The 16,212-nt window shown below is 43.4% G+C and carries 16 protein-coding genes; 6 read left to right on the forward strand and 10 right to left on the reverse strand.

All coding sequences use genetic code 11. The features are described from left to right. The first annotated feature begins 132 nt into the window (after positions 1 to 132). On the forward strand, positions 133 to 528 hold the full coding sequence (locus F0364_RS10335) for a transmembrane 220 family protein (RefSeq protein ID WP_153797698.1): 396 nt from the start codon (positions 133 to 135) through the stop codon (positions 526 to 528). Positions 529 to 716: 188 nt separating this feature from the next. Here F0364_RS10335 and F0364_RS10340 read toward each other — a convergent pair whose 3' ends face one another. From F0364_RS10340 to F0364_RS10355, 4 genes are all read right to left on the reverse strand, one after another. After that, the gene (locus F0364_RS10340; RefSeq protein ID WP_153797699.1) at positions 717 to 1,805 is read right to left on the reverse strand and encodes an acyltransferase family protein; all 1,089 of its coding nucleotides are present in this window, start codon (positions 1,803 to 1,805) and stop codon (positions 717 to 719) included. A 90-nt stretch (positions 1,806 to 1,895) separates the two neighbouring features. Continuing rightward, positions 1,896 to 2,393: a DinB family protein gene (locus F0364_RS10345; protein WP_153797700.1), complete on the reverse strand. Its 498-nt coding sequence runs from the start codon at positions 2,391 to 2,393 to the stop codon at positions 1,896 to 1,898. A gap of 70 nt (positions 2,394 to 2,463) precedes the next feature. Next, the gene (locus F0364_RS10350) at positions 2,464 to 3,018 is read right to left on the reverse strand and encodes a YdeI/OmpD-associated family protein (RefSeq protein ID WP_153797701.1); all 555 of its coding nucleotides are present in this window, start codon (positions 3,016 to 3,018) and stop codon (positions 2,464 to 2,466) included. A 106-nt stretch (positions 3,019 to 3,124) separates the two neighbouring features. Continuing rightward, on the reverse strand, positions 3,125 to 3,433 hold the full coding sequence (locus F0364_RS10355) for a GNAT family N-acetyltransferase (RefSeq protein ID WP_153797702.1): 309 nt from the start codon (positions 3,431 to 3,433) through the stop codon (positions 3,125 to 3,127). A gap of 160 nt (positions 3,434 to 3,593) precedes the next feature. Between F0364_RS10355 and F0364_RS10360 the strand changes: the two genes are divergently transcribed. After that, entirely contained in the window at positions 3,594 to 4,154 is a 561-nt protein-coding gene (locus F0364_RS10360) for an ester cyclase (protein ID WP_153797703.1), read from the forward strand. A gap of 712 nt (positions 4,155 to 4,866) precedes the next feature. Here the strand turns inward: F0364_RS10360 and F0364_RS10365 are convergent. From F0364_RS10365 to F0364_RS10390, 6 genes are all read right to left on the reverse strand, one after another. Then, positions 4,867 to 5,694: a hypothetical protein gene (locus F0364_RS10365; RefSeq protein WP_153797704.1), complete on the reverse strand. Its 828-nt coding sequence runs from the start codon at positions 5,692 to 5,694 to the stop codon at positions 4,867 to 4,869. A 35-nt stretch (positions 5,695 to 5,729) separates the two neighbouring features. Next, positions 5,730 to 9,380: an ATP-binding protein gene (locus tag F0364_RS10370; protein ID WP_153797705.1), complete on the reverse strand. Its 3,651-nt coding sequence runs from the start codon at positions 9,378 to 9,380 to the stop codon at positions 5,730 to 5,732. Next, positions 9,364 to 9,936 (reverse strand): condensin complex protein MksE, encoded by a 573-nt coding sequence (locus tag F0364_RS10375; RefSeq protein ID WP_153797706.1) that lies wholly within the window; start codon positions 9,934 to 9,936, stop codon positions 9,364 to 9,366. The genes F0364_RS10370 and F0364_RS10375 overlap by 17 nt, the downstream gene beginning before the upstream one ends. A 443-nt stretch (positions 9,937 to 10,379) precedes the next feature. Next, positions 10,380 to 11,567 carry a hypothetical protein gene (locus F0364_RS10380; RefSeq protein WP_153797707.1) on the reverse strand — a complete coding sequence of 396 codons (1,188 nt, stop codon included), beginning with the start codon at positions 11,565 to 11,567 and terminating at the stop codon, positions 10,380 to 10,382. 123 nt (positions 11,568 to 11,690) lie between these two features. After that, positions 11,691 to 12,443 carry a LytR/AlgR family response regulator transcription factor gene (locus tag F0364_RS10385; protein ID WP_153797708.1) on the reverse strand — a complete coding sequence of 251 codons (753 nt, stop codon included), beginning with the start codon at positions 12,441 to 12,443 and terminating at the stop codon, positions 11,691 to 11,693. Positions 12,444 to 12,479: 36 nt separating this feature from the next. Continuing rightward, positions 12,480 to 13,535 carry a sensor histidine kinase gene (locus F0364_RS10390; protein ID WP_235921048.1) on the reverse strand — a complete coding sequence of 352 codons (1,056 nt, stop codon included), beginning with the start codon at positions 13,533 to 13,535 and terminating at the stop codon, positions 12,480 to 12,482. Between the two features lie 105 nt (positions 13,536 to 13,640). Here F0364_RS10390 and F0364_RS10395 point away from each other — a divergent pair, with 105 nt between their 5' ends. The 4 genes from F0364_RS10395 (at position 13,641) to F0364_RS10410 (ending at position 16,193) form a co-directional block, all read left to right on the forward strand. Then, positions 13,641 to 14,075: a DUF1761 domain-containing protein gene (locus F0364_RS10395; protein WP_153797710.1), complete on the forward strand. Its 435-nt coding sequence runs from the start codon at positions 13,641 to 13,643 to the stop codon at positions 14,073 to 14,075. Between the two features lie 220 nt (positions 14,076 to 14,295). Continuing rightward, positions 14,296 to 14,688: a VOC family protein gene (locus F0364_RS10400; RefSeq protein WP_153797711.1), complete on the forward strand. Its 393-nt coding sequence runs from the start codon at positions 14,296 to 14,298 to the stop codon at positions 14,686 to 14,688. A gap of 381 nt (positions 14,689 to 15,069) precedes the next feature. Further along, the gene (locus tag F0364_RS10405) at positions 15,070 to 15,567 is read left to right on the forward strand and encodes an SRPBCC family protein (protein WP_153797712.1); all 498 of its coding nucleotides are present in this window, start codon (positions 15,070 to 15,072) and stop codon (positions 15,565 to 15,567) included. 77 nt (positions 15,568 to 15,644) lie between these two features. After that, on the forward strand, positions 15,645 to 16,193 hold the full coding sequence (locus F0364_RS10410) for a DinB family protein (RefSeq protein WP_153797713.1): 549 nt from the start codon (positions 15,645 to 15,647) through the stop codon (positions 16,191 to 16,193). The last annotated feature ends 19 nt before the right edge of the window (positions 16,194 to 16,212 follow it).

Below are 16,212 nucleotides of genomic sequence, written 5' to 3' on the forward strand. Positions count from 1 at the left end.
ACCCCCGTCTATGCAACAAACCGCATACCATACGTTAGCGGTACCGGATTGTTTAAAACTAACCGGGCGTTACTTATTGTATTTAACCTTTAGTTGTTTGTATAGATTGTTGTAAACTATACCACGCCATTTATGAAACCTTTCAATTATTGCTTCTTTTTTTTGTTTGTGCTTTTTGCCGCAGTTCAATACAACGATCCCGACCCATACATCTGGGTGCCCATTTATCTCTACAGCGCGGCTTTGTGCTTTTTGGCTGCCCGCAGGCATTTTTATCCTAAAGCTTATGCTGTTGGCGTAATAGTGTATGTGCTGTACGCATTATGGCTGTTTTTTGATAAAACCGGCGTACTTGACTGGGCTACTGAGCACAAGGCAGAAAACATAGCCCAGAGCATGAAAGCTACCAAACCCTGGATAGAGGAAACAAGAGAATTTTTTGGGCTGCTGATACTGATTGCCGTACTGGGATACAACTGGCGTTATTACTTAAAAAGAGTAAAAGGAAGCGCAAGGCCAAGCTTATAGTTACAGTACTATCACCTGCCTGCAAAAAAATTACGGAGTTTCACCCCGGGTGAGGGATTGAAGCGGATACCCCGGTGAAGCCATGGCGGCAGGGGCTTGTGCCGGAGTATGAGCGGAAAGCCCGACCCCTTGCGATAGCTTGGGGGCACCCCCTGAAATTTCCTGGCTTGAGAATGCAGGAACAATGGTTAAGAAACCGGCACCCGGCCAACACGCTTCGTAAACCTTGCCTTAATATACCTGTTACAAGGCTTTTCAACATACAGGTAAGAAAAATGGCTTACAACAAGGGTGATAAAAAGTATAAATAATATAAGAACAATACTGTTGTCTATAAACGTGTAACGGCTATTTAAAGTGGTAACAACGCGGATAACCAGTTGATGAAACATGTAAAAAGAAAAGCTTATTTCACCAAGGTGCACCATGGTTTTGTTAGAGAGCCACTTTGACAAAAAGCCGGAACTATACGCGAATGCAAGAATGCAAAAAGCCATTGGTAACCAATAATAAGACGAATAACGAAAGCCAGGAAGAACGTGATTATGAAAACGGAAAAAAACGGCGAGCAATAGTACGGCCGTAACCTCGCATATATTTGCTTTAAGCGGAGAAGAAAACCATGACTGCACACGCCTGCCGCTGTACAACATAAAAATCAGTATACCGATAATAAAATCCGTTAACCTCAAAAATGGGTTTACATAAAAAAAACGATGATGATCTAACCGCGGGGAAAATGAAATAGCTACCGGTAAAGCAATTATCAACAAAGCAAAAACCAACAAGCTTTTTTTGTACCGGGCAATAAGGGTTACGATGAATGGAAACAACAGGTAAAAAAACATTTCATTGGATAGGCTCCAGGAAGGCACATTAAATGCAAAATAAACATCCTGCACAGGTATAAAACTCTGCAGCAATAAGACATGCAATAACAGCTTTAGCAAACCAGGCACAATTAAAGGCTGAAATTCTTCCAGCGACATGGGCAAAGCTATCAGCAGGGTTAGCAAATGCAAGGGATAAATGCGTGCAAACCTTGCTATCCAGAATTGCCGGGCGGTAATTTTTTTTCCGGTTATACCATCCATATAATTAAGTGATAACACAAAACCGCTAAGTATAAAAAAGAAGCCCACGCCAATAAAACCCTCCGATGCAACATGGCCAAAAATAACGCCCGATACCCCGGAAAAGTGAACAAACCGTATATGATGCAGGAATACCAGCAATGCAAAAAAGAACCGCAGCGATGTTAATGGTTTAATAAGCATACCGCTTTGATATTGGCCGCGCTGAAGATATTAAAATAGCCGCTTCAGCAATTCTGAAGCGGCTATTTTAATGAAGATTACAGGTAATATCTAAAATTTCATTTCATCGGCGCTGGGGCCATAGCTGCCGGGTATGGGTACATCCAGCAAGCGCAGGTACACACCCAACTGTGCACGGTGGTGCACTGTTTGATTGATTGACATACGGATGACATCTTCTTTACTATTTGTGGAATAAATTTCTTCTCCGTTGCGCAGCACCCATTTGTCATCCAGTTGTTCTTCCTTTGCTTTTCTTATTTGCTCAACCGCGTCTTTCTGGTTGGTTTCAAAATATTCAAGTAAATCTTTAGTGCCGCTTATTTCAACAGGCCGGTAGGGGTTTTTGCTAAAATCCAACTCGCTTGTATTTAATGTAATACCTACCCAGGAAGGTAATTCCGCAACATGTGTTGCCAGTTGTTTAAGCGTCATGCTTTTTTGGTGGGGTTGCCAGGTAAATTTTTCTTCAGGTACGCGGCTTAACATTTTCCTGGTGGTTATGGCTTCCTGCTCCAGTTGCTTTAAGAATACAGCTAAAGTTGACATAAGTTTTTGTTTTGTTTACATCAAAGTAAAAAGCAGGCACTGACAACCCTCTGTCAGCAAGTTTTAACCTTTACAATCTTTTTCCAGCTTCGCTTTCTTCAATAAGTTTTTGCAGGCGTTTTACCCTGGTAACATCCTGCTTTGCACTCATTATCCAGTGAATAATCACTTTTTGGTAAGAGGGTGCCTGGGCTTTAAAAAATGCCATTGCTTTCCTGTTGGCCTTAAGCGTTTTTTGAGAAGCTATATCCAGCCTGGCCGCCGGTTTTTCGTGTGAGTAAATGCCGGATTTACTTTCCTTTCGTTTCTCAAATACCGCTGTTCCGGCAGGCTGCATTAGCCCTTGTTGCGTTAACGCTTTTACTTTATTAATATTTATCAGGCTCCATATACTGCCTGGCTTGCGTGGTGTAAAACGTATGGTATAGCTTTCCGCATCAACAGATTTTCTAACACCGTCTATCCACCCAAAGCATAATGCTTCATCAACAGATTCGCTCCAACTCATACTGGGCCTGCCACTTGTTGTTTTATAAAAACCAACCAGCAATTCCTTTTTTTCCTCATGATTCTTTTGCAACCATTTGCGAAACGCAGCGGCATTCTTAAAAAAAGTGGGCTCCATACTTTTAAGATTTTGTAAAGCTATGCGCAGGCGTGCATGCCGCCTGGCCAGATGGTGTAAATGGCATCCTGTAAATGGAGAAGTGGGTACCTGTTACAACAGTTTCTCAATCCCTCTTCAGCCAAACATCTTCATACTCCTGCGGGTGCCGCTTAAACTGCGCCTGTACATAAGTGCATAGCGGAATAACTTTTAGCTGATGCTTCCTGGCATATCCAACCATAGCGGCCAGCAGTTCTTTTGCAAGGCCCTTGCCCTCATATTCCGGGGCAACTTCAGTATGGTAAACAGTAAGGTGGTCTGCAGCAACATGCACCACCATTTCTGCCGCTCTTCCCTCATCGCCAGCTATAAAAAAGTGTCCGTTTCCTTTTTCATCCTTTAAAAATTCAACTGTATAGTTTTGTATGCTCATGGTATAAAGTTAACAGGCAACAAGCCAAAACACCAAAGCCCGCAGGCATAAAATAACGCTATGAATTCTAAAATCTATTGAGTATTTTACCGGTAAACATTATTCACCCGCATGCCGGGTTTAATAATTGCCAATCCCGGTACCGGATAAAACTTTCCATATGAAAAAAACAATACTCACTGTAGCCCTGGGCCTGCTGATGCTGCCCGTTTGCCACTCTCAAAACTCATCCCCTAAAGCAGACAAAAACAACTTCTTTACCTGGTGGAAAAATGAAGTGAATGAAAAACGAAATAAAGCCGTTGCACTTGCCGTGCTGCATGCTTTTGGCTCCGGCGATATTGATTTTATTATGAAGAACATTGCCAGCGATGGAGTTGATTACGGCGAAGGCAGCAACCCGCCGGTAATAGGTAAAGACAGTATAAAAGCATCGTTAACCATGTGGTTGTCTTCGCTTGAAAATTATAAAGCTACCAATGCCCGTGCCATTGCAGAAGGTGATTATGTATATGTGTACGCTGATTGGTCTGGCACGTTTAAAGTAGATTTTCTAGGCCTGCCAACACAGGGCAAATCTTTTGCTTACAAAGATGTTGACATATTTAAGTTTAACAAGAAAGGAAAAATAACCGAACACCGGGCCATACAATCCCTCACAGGCATTTTTGCACAGGTGTTATCCCAGTCTGCAGAGGCGCCGGTTTCATTGGTTAGATAGACCGCGGGTAGATAAAAAAATAGCTTCGCTATTTGTAAAGAAATTTATGAGCCCGGCATAAGAACAAGCATGAGGCTTTACTTGCGTCGCACTCTTGTACGGCTGCAATTCTATTCAACAATTGCAGCCGTAACCAGCCCTGGAATACACAAAGGGTCCTGTTCAATTTCTAAGCCAGTGAACATATCGCACCTACGCCGCTCTTTCCCGTTACTGCTTGTTGCTACTAACATGCCGCCCCGCCGGGGCTTTGCTGCTCAATGTTAGTACAGACCCAGCAACCGGCAACATTTGCTGTTCAATGTTCATATGTTTAAAGTTTAATAGTAGCAGCAAGTAGGGAAGAGCTTCTGCACTTCATCATTCAAACAAATTATAAGCCTTTTAAACTTCAACAGACTGGTAACCTGCAACTGGTAACCGGTATCGGGCTGTCGGGTGAGGGATTGCAGCGGCTACCCCGCTGAAGCCTTTTCAGCCCGGGCCTGTGGCGGAGTAATAGCGGAAAGCCCGACCCCTTGCGCAGCTTGGGGGCACCCCCAAAAAGCAAGTACGAAGTTTGAAGTATGAAGTACTTTTTTATGTAAGATGTTTGATGTGGGATGTACGATGTAAAACAAGTACGATTTACGATGCAATATATGTTTGTAACGAAGCACTTGTATATGTAATATGCAACTTTTGCAACAAGGTACTTCGTAACTCGTACTTTTTATTCTTTACCTCTGCTAATAAAAACCTCCTGCTCCAGTACTTTTTTATGTTGATGCAAAAGTTGCACCAGGTGTGCCAAGGGTTTTTCCGGCATAGTTAACTGTGAAGGGGCATGGGATAGTTGGCTATTATACAATGCCCTGTTGCCATGCTTTTGTAACAAGACTTCCGTACTGGCAGGCACTAAAAATTCAGCCCTTTCAGCCAGGTACTTTTTGTATTCATGAAGATAAATATGAATCCCCTCAAAATCAAGATCGCCAAAATGCAGGTAAGGGTTTGAAATGCCCTGCAGCCAGCGTATTAAATCATGGCTTTGCGGGTAACGGCTTACAAACAAAGGTTTGATGTGACTGAACAGGTGTTGTTGCTGCCGTATGTAGTTAAAGTTCTCCGGGTTTTCTATGCCTACAATATTTACTGCTTCATCAGGTATAAATGAAGCGTAATTACTGATGAATGTATAGCTGCCTTCCAACGGGTTAACGAAAAGTTCTTTACCATTCAACATAGCTTTTACAGGCTGGTAACTGTTAACCAGGAAGCCTTTAAAAGTGCGGATACTCCTAAGCTTTGAATTGCCCGCTATTGCAACGGCATCGCTGCGAGTTAAGTTTTCGTCACCGTACTTTTCTATGTACGCATGTATGTTTTCAATGCCAAAGTGATTTTGCAGGTACGCATGTAAAGCCTCGGTATTGACAATGAATATTTCCGCTTTTGTTTTGCCAAACTGTTTTCTCTGCAATACAGCATCGTCCAGCATTTTTTGAACAGTTGCATGCTTTAGGGCGGATGCGGGAAGGCTGGTACTGTTCACCAACATTTGCTGCAACTTTACGGCGATATGTATGGGCAGCTTCACGACTGGCTGTAATTGGTAATGATGCGTTTTATTTTAGTGTTGCGGTTATTGTCTTTTTCCAGCTTATAAATATGCCGGTAATTAAGCGCATTGGTTTCGGTAGGCGAGCCATTGATAAGCAGGATATTCCTGTCGTTGGCAAACTGCAAGATACCTTTGATGTTGTTGGGGTGCAGCTTGCCTATTTCATCCATCATGCAATGCAGCCTGAACTCCCTGAAACGTTTGCTGGCACCTTCTTTAAACACATTCAGCAGCATAATGTTTATCATGGCTTTTACCAGCACATCCGTTCCTTCAGAGCCTACATTGCTCAGCTTTTCTACCCAGCCGGTATCATTCTGGTTTTCCTCTACCCTAAACTGCAATTCGAATGAGTCGGATAAGGCTATCACATCTTTACGGTATTCGGCAATGGCCTTGCTTAATTGTTTCAATAAGTCAACAGCAATTTTATCATTCCCGGCTTTATCAACAGAAGAGAACAGGTTAAGGCCGCCAATGTCAAAGCTGTGATCGTCGTTAAACTTTTTAATCCTTAGCAGCAATTGTACTACACCGTTGGCACTGTCGTGAATGCGCAGCTCAATTTTACGGATAGCCCCCACAAAATTTTTGCTGTCAAAATCTTTGTTGATGTTGGTAATTACTTTTTGTATGTCGCCGGCCTTAGACATAAGGTCGGATGTTTCCTTGCCCACCAGTTTAATCACATTGGCAAAGCGTTCATTTACCCTTTTCTCGTACTCTTCAATCTTGCTGTTGTTGATAAACTCGTTCAGCTCTTCGGCAAATTGCTGATAAGCATATTTTTCGGTAAGGCTTTCCGGGAACTTGAAAATATTTTGCGCCGAGAAATTACCTAGGAACTTATTAGCCGCCTCCTTAAGGTTATCCAAACGTGTAATGGCAGTATAATAACAGCGGTTTATTTCCTCAATCAACAGCGTGCAGGACTTGTCATTTTTATGGATATCTTTTTCCTCAGTGTAAGCAGAGTGTATGCCCTGCCAGGCTTCTGTTTGCTGAAAGCGGGCAAAAGCTTTGGCATTATCCTCCGCTTCAGCTAACTGTTGCTGCAGTTGCAGCAACTTTTCATCCACTTCTTTTATGTTTGTTTGTATCGCTTCTTTCTGCAACTGGTATTTTTCTTCTTCCAGGTGGTGCTGCTGGTCAAGGGTGGCCTTCCTGCTTTTAAATTCATCCGCACGGTCTATCAGCTCTTTCTTATCTTTCTTATACTCGGCTACCAGGTCCCGTTTTTCTTCTATAAAAGCCAACTCAGTTTTTATGGATTGCAGGTTTTTATCAACAGCATCAATACGCTTAATATCCGCGCCTTTTCCTGAAAGTTCTTCCTGCTGGCGTTGTTTCAAATCCTGCTCCTGCTGTTGCCAGCTTTGCCGGTAGGTTTTTACATCTTCCTGCAGGCGGGCTATTTGCTGTGCCAACTGCTGTTCAATAACGGCAACTTTTTTACCATGTTCCCGCTCCTTGCTTTTTATTTGCTTGGCCAGTTCTTCTTCTGTACGCTGCAGGTTTTGCTGTGCGGCAGCCAATGCTTCACTGGCAGCGGCAATAGCCGCTTCAACAGATGCCAATGCCTGTTGTTTGGCTTCCTTCGCTTTTACTTCCCAATCTTTTTGCTGCAATTGCGCCTGCTGTAGCTGCAATGTATCCTGTTCCTGTTTATACTGTTTTTCCAGCAGGCTGTCCCTGGTTTCTTTAACCAGTGGCTGGTACTTCTTTTTCAGCTTTTCCAATTGCTGCTGCAATTGGCTTTGCAGGTTCTTTAATTGCTTTTCGTATTGCTCCGTTTCCTTGTTAATACGGGCCAGTTCTTCCTGGTATTCCTCCAGCGTTTTAACCTGTACAGGCATATCCGCCAGATCCAGCTCGATGCCATAAAAATTTTCGGTATTTTTTGCCAGCCTGGGAGATAACTCCGTATGAAAAAGCACCTGTTCATCCGTTACTTTTCCAATGGTTGCCTCCCAGCCCGGTTTATGCTGGTTAAGCCAGCCATACAAAGCACTACCGCTGTTTTTTAGTTTTTCATTGATGGCCTGCGACTGTTGCTGCAATTCCGCAACAGCGGCCTGCAGTTTTTCCTGTTCTCTTTCGGTTTTTTGTTTTGTGGAAGCGTCATCCAGTTCCCACTGTTTCTGCAAAGTTTCGCCACGGTTTTTCAAGTGCTCCAGCTCAAGCAGGTTTTGTTGTATGCTAACCTGGTACTGGCTTACCGTATTGCGGGCATCCGTTAATTCCGTTTCAAAAAAACGTTGGTGTTGAATGCCTGCCTTCTTAATTTTTTCCTGGTGCAGGTTATCCTGCTGTTGCTGTACGGAAAGCTGAGCCTGCTGTATAGCCTGTTGCTGGTACACTCGTACTTCGTGCAAGGCTTTATCCAGCCAATGGCGCAGTGCTTCCTTCTCGTTGCCGGCCTGCTCCCTATGGGCTACCTGCTGTTCTTTGTTGTCCTGCTCAAAAGCCCGGCCGCTTTGTGTAAGCGCCTGCAGCAGCCCTTCATATTTTAAAGTGACTTCAGAAAATTGCGTAGTAAGCAGTTGTTTTTCTTTCTGTAATTTTTGCTGTTCGGCTTCATAGGTATTCTTTTTGCCAACCCGCTCTATAATTGTTTCAATCTGCTGCCTGTTATAATAATCCGCTTTCTCTTTGGCTTTTTTTATGTCGCTCTCCAATACACTTATTTCGGCTTTTATCCTGTCAGACTTAGATAAAAAGCGGCTTGCCGTATTTTCAGCTTTTTCCTGCAACGCGGCTTTCTCAGCTTCAGCTTTTTCTTTTTTATCTACCAGCTTAGGTATGTTCCTGCTAACCTGTGCCGCACTCCACGCAAGCTGAAGGGCAAACCTGTTCTTTTCGCTTTCCAGGTGCTTAATAGCCAAATGGTTCTTTACTACATTTTCCGCCTGCTTTTGTATGTGCGGCTGCTGGTAAAGCTGTATGTCGTTTAACTGGTGCTCAAAATTTTTAAGATGGTGGGTATAGCTCTGCAGGTCTATTGTTATGTCTTCTTCATTAAGCGACATAATGATTGTTTGCTTAATAAATTCCGCTTCCAGCTTGCTGTTTAAAAACACGTTCTGTATGGTACGTGGTATGTTCTGGTACTGCCTGCTCTGCAATAAGGTGTATTTTGAAAATTCTTTTTTGCCGCCTTCAATATTGCCATAAACAATATCCCGGTATTCTTCATAACGGTCAATCTTGCGGGTATAATCAATATGTGCCGCATCCAATACCTGCCGGTTATCCTCCCATTTTTCAAAAGCCCTGCCGTCGGCGCTTACAAAATGTTCGCGGTTATAACCACTGTCTAAAAACCGGAAACATACCTTGCCCTGGCTTTTAAAAGCAACAATGCAAAACGGCCCTGTTTCCCGCATTACCTCGTAAATCAAAAAAGAGTTTTGATAGGGAAAATAGTATTCAGCGAAATTCTTTTTCTCTTTGGATATGCCCAGCTTTAAGGTATCGGCGTTATAAAAGAACAATACAGCCCTTAACAATGTGCTCTTGCCCACACCCTGCGTGCCTATCAGGTGCACATTGCCATCCAGCATCACTTCCGCATAGCGGATGGTGGCACTGTTTATAAAAACCACTTTATTCAGAAATCTCATTGGTTACGTCTTCTTGTATTTGTATGCTTACAATTAATTGCTTCATGTAATTAAAAGAGGAGAGCACTTTGTACTGTCCTGTAATTTCATTCTCCAGTTCCGCATAGCCGGGCGTTACCAGTTGCTTTTCCACCAGGTTGGTTATGCGCTCGTGGTAGCTGCCATCGCCGGTAAGCCTTTTCATTATCTCCAGCTTATCTTTCAGGTTGGCATCTATCTTTACCTGTACCAGTATATCCGGAACGGTAAAGCGGAAACCATGGGCAAACCCATTATTGAAGGCCATAAAAAAGTCTACCACATCTACCCAACGGTAAGCCTGTTCTATCTTATTTTCCAATGTGGCTTTTACTTCAGAACGTGAGAAGTAGAAATACTCATCTCCCTTTTCAAGTACAAAACCAATGGCGGAAAAATATTGATAAAGTTCATCGAAGTTTTCGTCAATAATATTGTAGAGCTTGCGGTTGTTATCTTCTACCGCATTGCTGCAAATAAACCTGCCTTTGCTAAGCAACTCAAAAATATCGGCGGTATGCCGGTTTGATGTGTTCATATCGTGAATGGTGAATGGTGAATGGTGAATTGGCCATTACACAATTCATGTTTTTTATTTTAATATATCGCACCTGCGGCGCTCAAAATTTTTCTATACTCCCGCTACTAATATGCCGACGCTATGGGGCTTTGCTTGTTCCATGTTCTTTTGGTTAAAGCTTAGTTGCGCTGTATTCTACACTGAATAACTTTTCTCACTCTTTGCCCTTAATCAGCTAAAACATTTCATTATTCATTTACCCATCAACAGACCGTCAACTTGCAATTTGTAACCGGCAGCCCGCTTTCGGGTGAGGGATTGCAGCGGATACCCCGGTGAAGCCTTGTGCATGGGCCTCTGTGCCGGAGTATGAGCGGAAAGCCCGACCCGAGGTACGAGGGGCACCCCCTAAAATATCAGCAGTATAAACTTAAGCTCCAATAAAACCATTACCCCGCCACTTAACCAGGATGCACTACCGCGTACTCAACCTGGCCATCGTGCAGGTAATTATCTTTTACATCCAACTCCATCTCGTACATGGAAACCATCTGGCAGAACAGTGTAATCTTTTCTTCGTAGCTTACTTGCCGCTGGTATTTGTACTGCATAATGTAATTGAACAAATGATTGCCCGATGCCATAAAGCCCCGCTTGATTTCTTCCAGGTCAATAAATATCTCTTCTTCTGTTACGGGCAACAGGTCGTGGCTGGCAATACTCTCGGCCACCGGTAGCGCAGGGCGTTTACTTTGCTTTAGTTTACCCGCTGTTTTCTCCACAACAAAGCGGCCTTCATCCGTATGCAGATAATCCAGTGAAAGCTTAAGCGGATACACCGGCCTCGGTTCGAACAACACATCGTTCTTCTGCTGCAACAGGCTAACCAGGTTGGTTTTCGCTTTCAGTTCAAACTGATCTTTCAGGTATTTTACCTGTTTTATTTTTTCAAGTTGCCTGCTCTGGTGTTTTACCTGGTTGAGGTATTCAATGATCTGCTTCTGTGTTTCTATCAGGTTATGCCGGCTTTCCGTTAAGCGGCCGCGAAGCTCCGTTACTACCTGTTTTAATTCTTCGTCCAGCGCCTGCGTAAAAAAGGTGATTTCTTCGTCTGTAACAAGCCTTTCGGTTTGCTCGATTAATGAATATATGGCCCGGCGCTTTTCATCAAAAGCTTCCAGCCTGGCTATTTTAATGTTGTAGGTTGGCTCTGTTTTAAAAGCGTTTTCTATGTTCCTGTTAAGGTCTATCACATTGCGCAGGGTAATACGGCCAATCTTTCGTAACGCGGCTTTTATTTGCTTTAGGTAAGTGTATTTACGTTGCTCGCCATTCTCCTGCAGGTAAAAATTAATGTGCTGTTTTACCTGCTGTATGTTTTCATTAATGTAAGAAGTGTTTATTTCCTCGTTTACTTCCAGCACCTGCTCAAAAAACGCCTGGAACTGTTCGTCTATTTCAAGGTAGGCGCCGTTCCTTCGCAATATGCCCTTAAGGCAAAGTGTTTCAACCCGGTCCTCTTCCAGTATTTCCAGGGCCTGCTCGTATTTATAGGTAAAGAATTTACGCTTTTCAAACATCTCTACAAGCAAATCCTTTGACCAGGCAAGCGTATTGATAAGTTCCTTTACGGAATGAAAATGATTCATAGTGCCATTACTTCACTTTTCAACGTATTTAGAAAAGCCTCAAATATACGGAGTGGCGGGCGAAAGGTGAATGGTCGATGGTGAATTGTCAATGGAGACCTGCATTAATACATTCCACAAACCCTATCCCCCCATCCATTCCTTAAACGCGGCCACATTTTCATTGCTGATAATCACCTCTTCTTCCACTGCCGGCAATAGCTCTATCAAAAGTTTGCCTTTGCCGTACAGTTTCATTTTTTTAACAGCATTTATATTGGCAATGTACTTTCTGTTAAGGCGGAAGAATTGCGATGGCTCCAATTCTTTTTCAATATCGGCCAACGATTTATCCAGTATATATTTTTGGTTGTGGGCATCTACCATGCATACCAGCTTGTGCGTGGCGTAGCAGTAGGCGATGTCTTCTGTTTTAACAGCAATAAGGTCTGAGCCACGCTTAACCAGGTACCTTTTTTTATAGCGGCCCGCAGGCTGGTTTTTGTACTGCAGCAACTGCTGAAAATTGATTGCGAAGTGTTGTTTAAGCTTATCGTATTTTTTCAAAGCTGTTTCCAGCTTATCCTGCTTAACAGGCTTTAGCAGGTAATCTATGCTGTTGTATTCAAAAGCTTCCTGCCAGTAATCATCGTACGCGGTAGTAAAAATAACCGGGCAGTTAATGTTGGCCTGCTCAAAAATTTTAAACGACAGGCCATCTGTTAATTCAATATCCATAAATATCAAATCAGGCTGGACATTTTCATCAAGCCATTGTACCGCGTTGGCAATACTGCCAAGCACAGCTACTACCTGCACCTGTTCATCAGCCAGCAACAAGGCTTTATGCAGCTTCTCCGCGGCCGGTTTTTCATCTTCTATAATAATAACGTTCATAAGGCAAAAATTGGTTTGGTGCAATTAAACTGCCCGCTATACAATTTTAAGAACCGGCAGCTTTACTGTAAAAAAGTTGTCATGCTGTTCAATGGTTATTTCTTTGCTGGTAGTAAGCTTATAACGTTCGCCCAGGTTTTGCAGGCCAATTTTGGAAGAGGGCTTACGCAGTATTTTTTTCCTTATCTCATTGCGTACCACCAACTCATCATTTACAAGTTGAATAGTGATTACCAGTGGCGCCGCATCCGAAAACTCATTGTGCTTAAAAGCATTTTCCATTAGTATCTGTAATGATATCGGCGGCACCAGGTAAGCATCCAGCAAAGCTTCATCCACAAACATATCCAGCCGCACCGCTTTTTCAAAACGTATTTTATGCAGGGAAAAATAGTCGTACAGAAACTCAATTTCCTCGCGCAGCATTACCAGGTCGCGGGCCTTGTTCTGCAGTATGTACCTGTACACATCTGCCAACGCTTCGTTAAACTGTTTAGCTTTTTCCGGCGCATCTTCAATTAAGTACGACAGTACATTCAACGAGTTGAAAATAAAATGCGGGTCAATCTGGTTTTTCAACGCTTCCAGTTCCGCTTCTGCTTTGGCCCTTTCCAGTTGTTCTTTCTTCAACTTTTCTGTTTCCGCTTCTTTCACCAAAAAAACCGTTTCGTACACATGCACTATAAACAAAACGCTTACAAGTATAATGATGGTGCTTAAGGTAACCACCTGGTTATTTACTAATCCGCCGGCAAAAATATGGTACCAGCCTGTAAGCAACAGCACACTTACGGGTACAGTAAAAAAAGGCACCACCAGCAACAAGGCCAGTATTTTTTTTACAGGCTTGTTAAACCAGTCAAAATAAGTGCGCAGCGTAAATACAAGAAAACGGTTACCCTCCCATATTATAAACGCAATGCCGATGGTGTACAGGTAACTTAATTTAAAGTTCCACAACCCGGGCCGTATATCTTGAGTAAGCCTGGTTAAAAGGGGTATGGCAATGCCGAAAAAAGGGATAAGTATAACCCTGAAACCAATATCATTCAGCTTTTCCCTGCTGATAGATTTTGTCGGCTGTATGTTCACGTTGGTCTGCATTTTTTCCTGCCTGGTTCCGCCCGGCTTGCTGTTGTAAAGTTTGGAAATTAGTTTAGAACTGTCATTAAATTTTTAACCCAACAATTCAGCATTATGGACCCCTCAAGCATTAACTGGCTGGCCGTTCTGGTAGCGGGAATATCCGCCTTCGTGGTAGGCGGCATCTGGTATTCGCCCGGCCTTTTCGGCAAAGCATGGATGAAAGACAGCAACCTTAACGAAGAAGAAATAAAGCGCAGCAACAAAGGAAAAATATTTGGTTTCACCGCCATTTTTTCTTTGCTAATGGCCGCCAACCTTGCCATGTACCTGGCCGATGGGCCTGCTACCTGCCCTGATGGCTGCTTTCAAAAAACCAACCTTGCCTGGGGCACCATGGCCGGTTTTCTTACAGGCATCTGGACGTTCTGCGCCATCGCTATCCACAGCCTTTTTGAGCTTAAAAGCTGGCGGCTCATCTTTATCAATGGTGGTTACAGTATTGTAGCGTTAACACTAATGGGCGCAATAATAGGGTTATGGAGATAACGCCTTATCACCCATCCCCTGAAGGGGAGTTAGCTTACGCATTGTAAAAAATTTTATGGGCCCGGCAGAAGAACCATGAATGAGGCTTTACTTGCGTCGCACTCTTGTACGGTTGGATTCGCTATTCGGCTTTGCCCGCAGGATAGCATCTCTTTCCGCCCCGGAGGTATAAACATATTTTTAGTCATTAACCAATAACAATCATTTTAAAAAAAGTATTATGGCCAAACATGCTATTAGCTGGTTTGAAATTCCTGTTACAGATATTGACAGGGCGCAAAAATTTTATGAAGCAATCTTCGGCATGCAGATGATTCCGCTGGAAGTGCAGGATTTTAATATGCGTATGTTTCCGGTAGAAGATATGTCATGCGTAGGTGGCGCACTTGTAAGCACCAAAGATTTTTATACCCCATCTGCTACGGACGGCGTACTGATATACCTAAACGCCAATCCTGATGTGCAGAACGTGTTAGACAAAGTGGAAGCCGCAGGCGGAAGCATTGTAGTGCCTAAAACGGAAATATCCCCTGAATATGGTTTTATGGGCGTTTTTGTTGATACAGAAGGCAACCGCATCGGCCTGCATTCTGCACCGGAAGGCATGATGTAAGAACAAGTACGAGTTACGAAGTACGAAGTACTTTTGGCGGGCAGCTCCTTATTCAGCGAAATTGCTTGCAGGCAGGTAGCCAAATAAGAATACTTAGCACTTCAAAAACATGGTTGATAGCACTAAGAATGTTCTCCGGATAAAGTACTTCGTACTTCGTAACTCGTACCTGCTATCCGGGTCTGAAAAGCCGCCCAATGAACCAACCGATGAACGGATTGCGACGCAACAGACGATGCCACAAGCTCTGTTGCTGGTATCATAATCGTGAATGGTGAATGGTGAGTAGTGAATAGTGAATAGTGAATTTTTGTGTCTTCTTTCAGAATTCCTTGTTACCTGGATGGCTACCTATTTTTACTGAACCGTAAACATTGCAATATGAAAAATGATTTTAAACAGTTTACCAAACGCATTACTGTAAACGCTACGCCCCAGCAGATATACAATGCCTGGACTACACAGGAGGGCCTTGAACAATGGTTTTTAAAACTGGCAGAATTTACTACGCCGGACGGCCGGCTGCGCAAAAGAAATGAACATTGCAAAAAAGGCGACGTTTACAAATGGTTGTGGTTTGGTTACCCGGATAGTGTTTTTGAAGCCAGGGAAATTATAGACAGCAACGGTACTGACAGTTTTAAGTTTGTTTTTAGTGCGGAATGTAATGTAACCGTTGTAATAAAACAGGAAGCGGGTGAAACTATTTGCCAACTGGTGCAGGACATGCTGATGGATGATATTGACAAACGCGAAGCCTTGTACAGCGACTGTGGCACAGGCTGGACTTTTTACCTGGCCAACCTGAAATCTATACTGGAAGGCGGCATTGACCTGCGTAACAAAAATGATGCTGTTTCCAATGTGGTGAATTCGTAATTAACGCCTACCTTAACAGTAAGCTGCCTTACCGGCGGCAGGTACAACTGCATATTACTTCAACAAATTTTACCTGTATGAGAAAAACGTTAGCTATCGCCTTTGTATTGGCCTGCAGTTTATGTAACACTGTAAATGCCCAGCCATCAGACCCTAACAGCATCCGCGACCAAATGGTTAAAGACTGGCAACGCGCCAAGGAGTACACACAATCTTACATGGATGCCATGCCCGCCGATAAGTACGGCTTTAAAGCCGTTGACAGCATACGCAGCTTTGCAGAGCAATTGCTGCACCTGGCGCAGGGCACCATATTTTTATCAAGCTATGGCCTTGACAAGAAAAACCCCTGGATGTTTAACCTGGAAACATCGCCCGGGGCTGCTTCCAAAGATTCCGTGATGTACTATGTAAATGCCAGCTACGATTTTGTTATTGAGGGCCTGCAGGCTATAGACCCCATGAAAATGAGCGAGACTGTATCTATGGGCGCACCGGGTACACCATCCGCTACCAAATACGCCTGGATTAATAAAGCTTTTGAGCACCAGACGCACCACCGTGGGCAGGCTACTATTTATATACGCCTGGTGGGCATAAGGCCCCCCGGCGAAAAGTTATTTTAATATCATTAAACGGGTGTAA

This window comes from Foetidibacter luteolus, assembly GCF_009650435.1.
Taxonomy (GTDB): domain Bacteria; phylum Bacteroidota; class Bacteroidia; order Chitinophagales; family Chitinophagaceae; genus Foetidibacter; species Foetidibacter luteolus.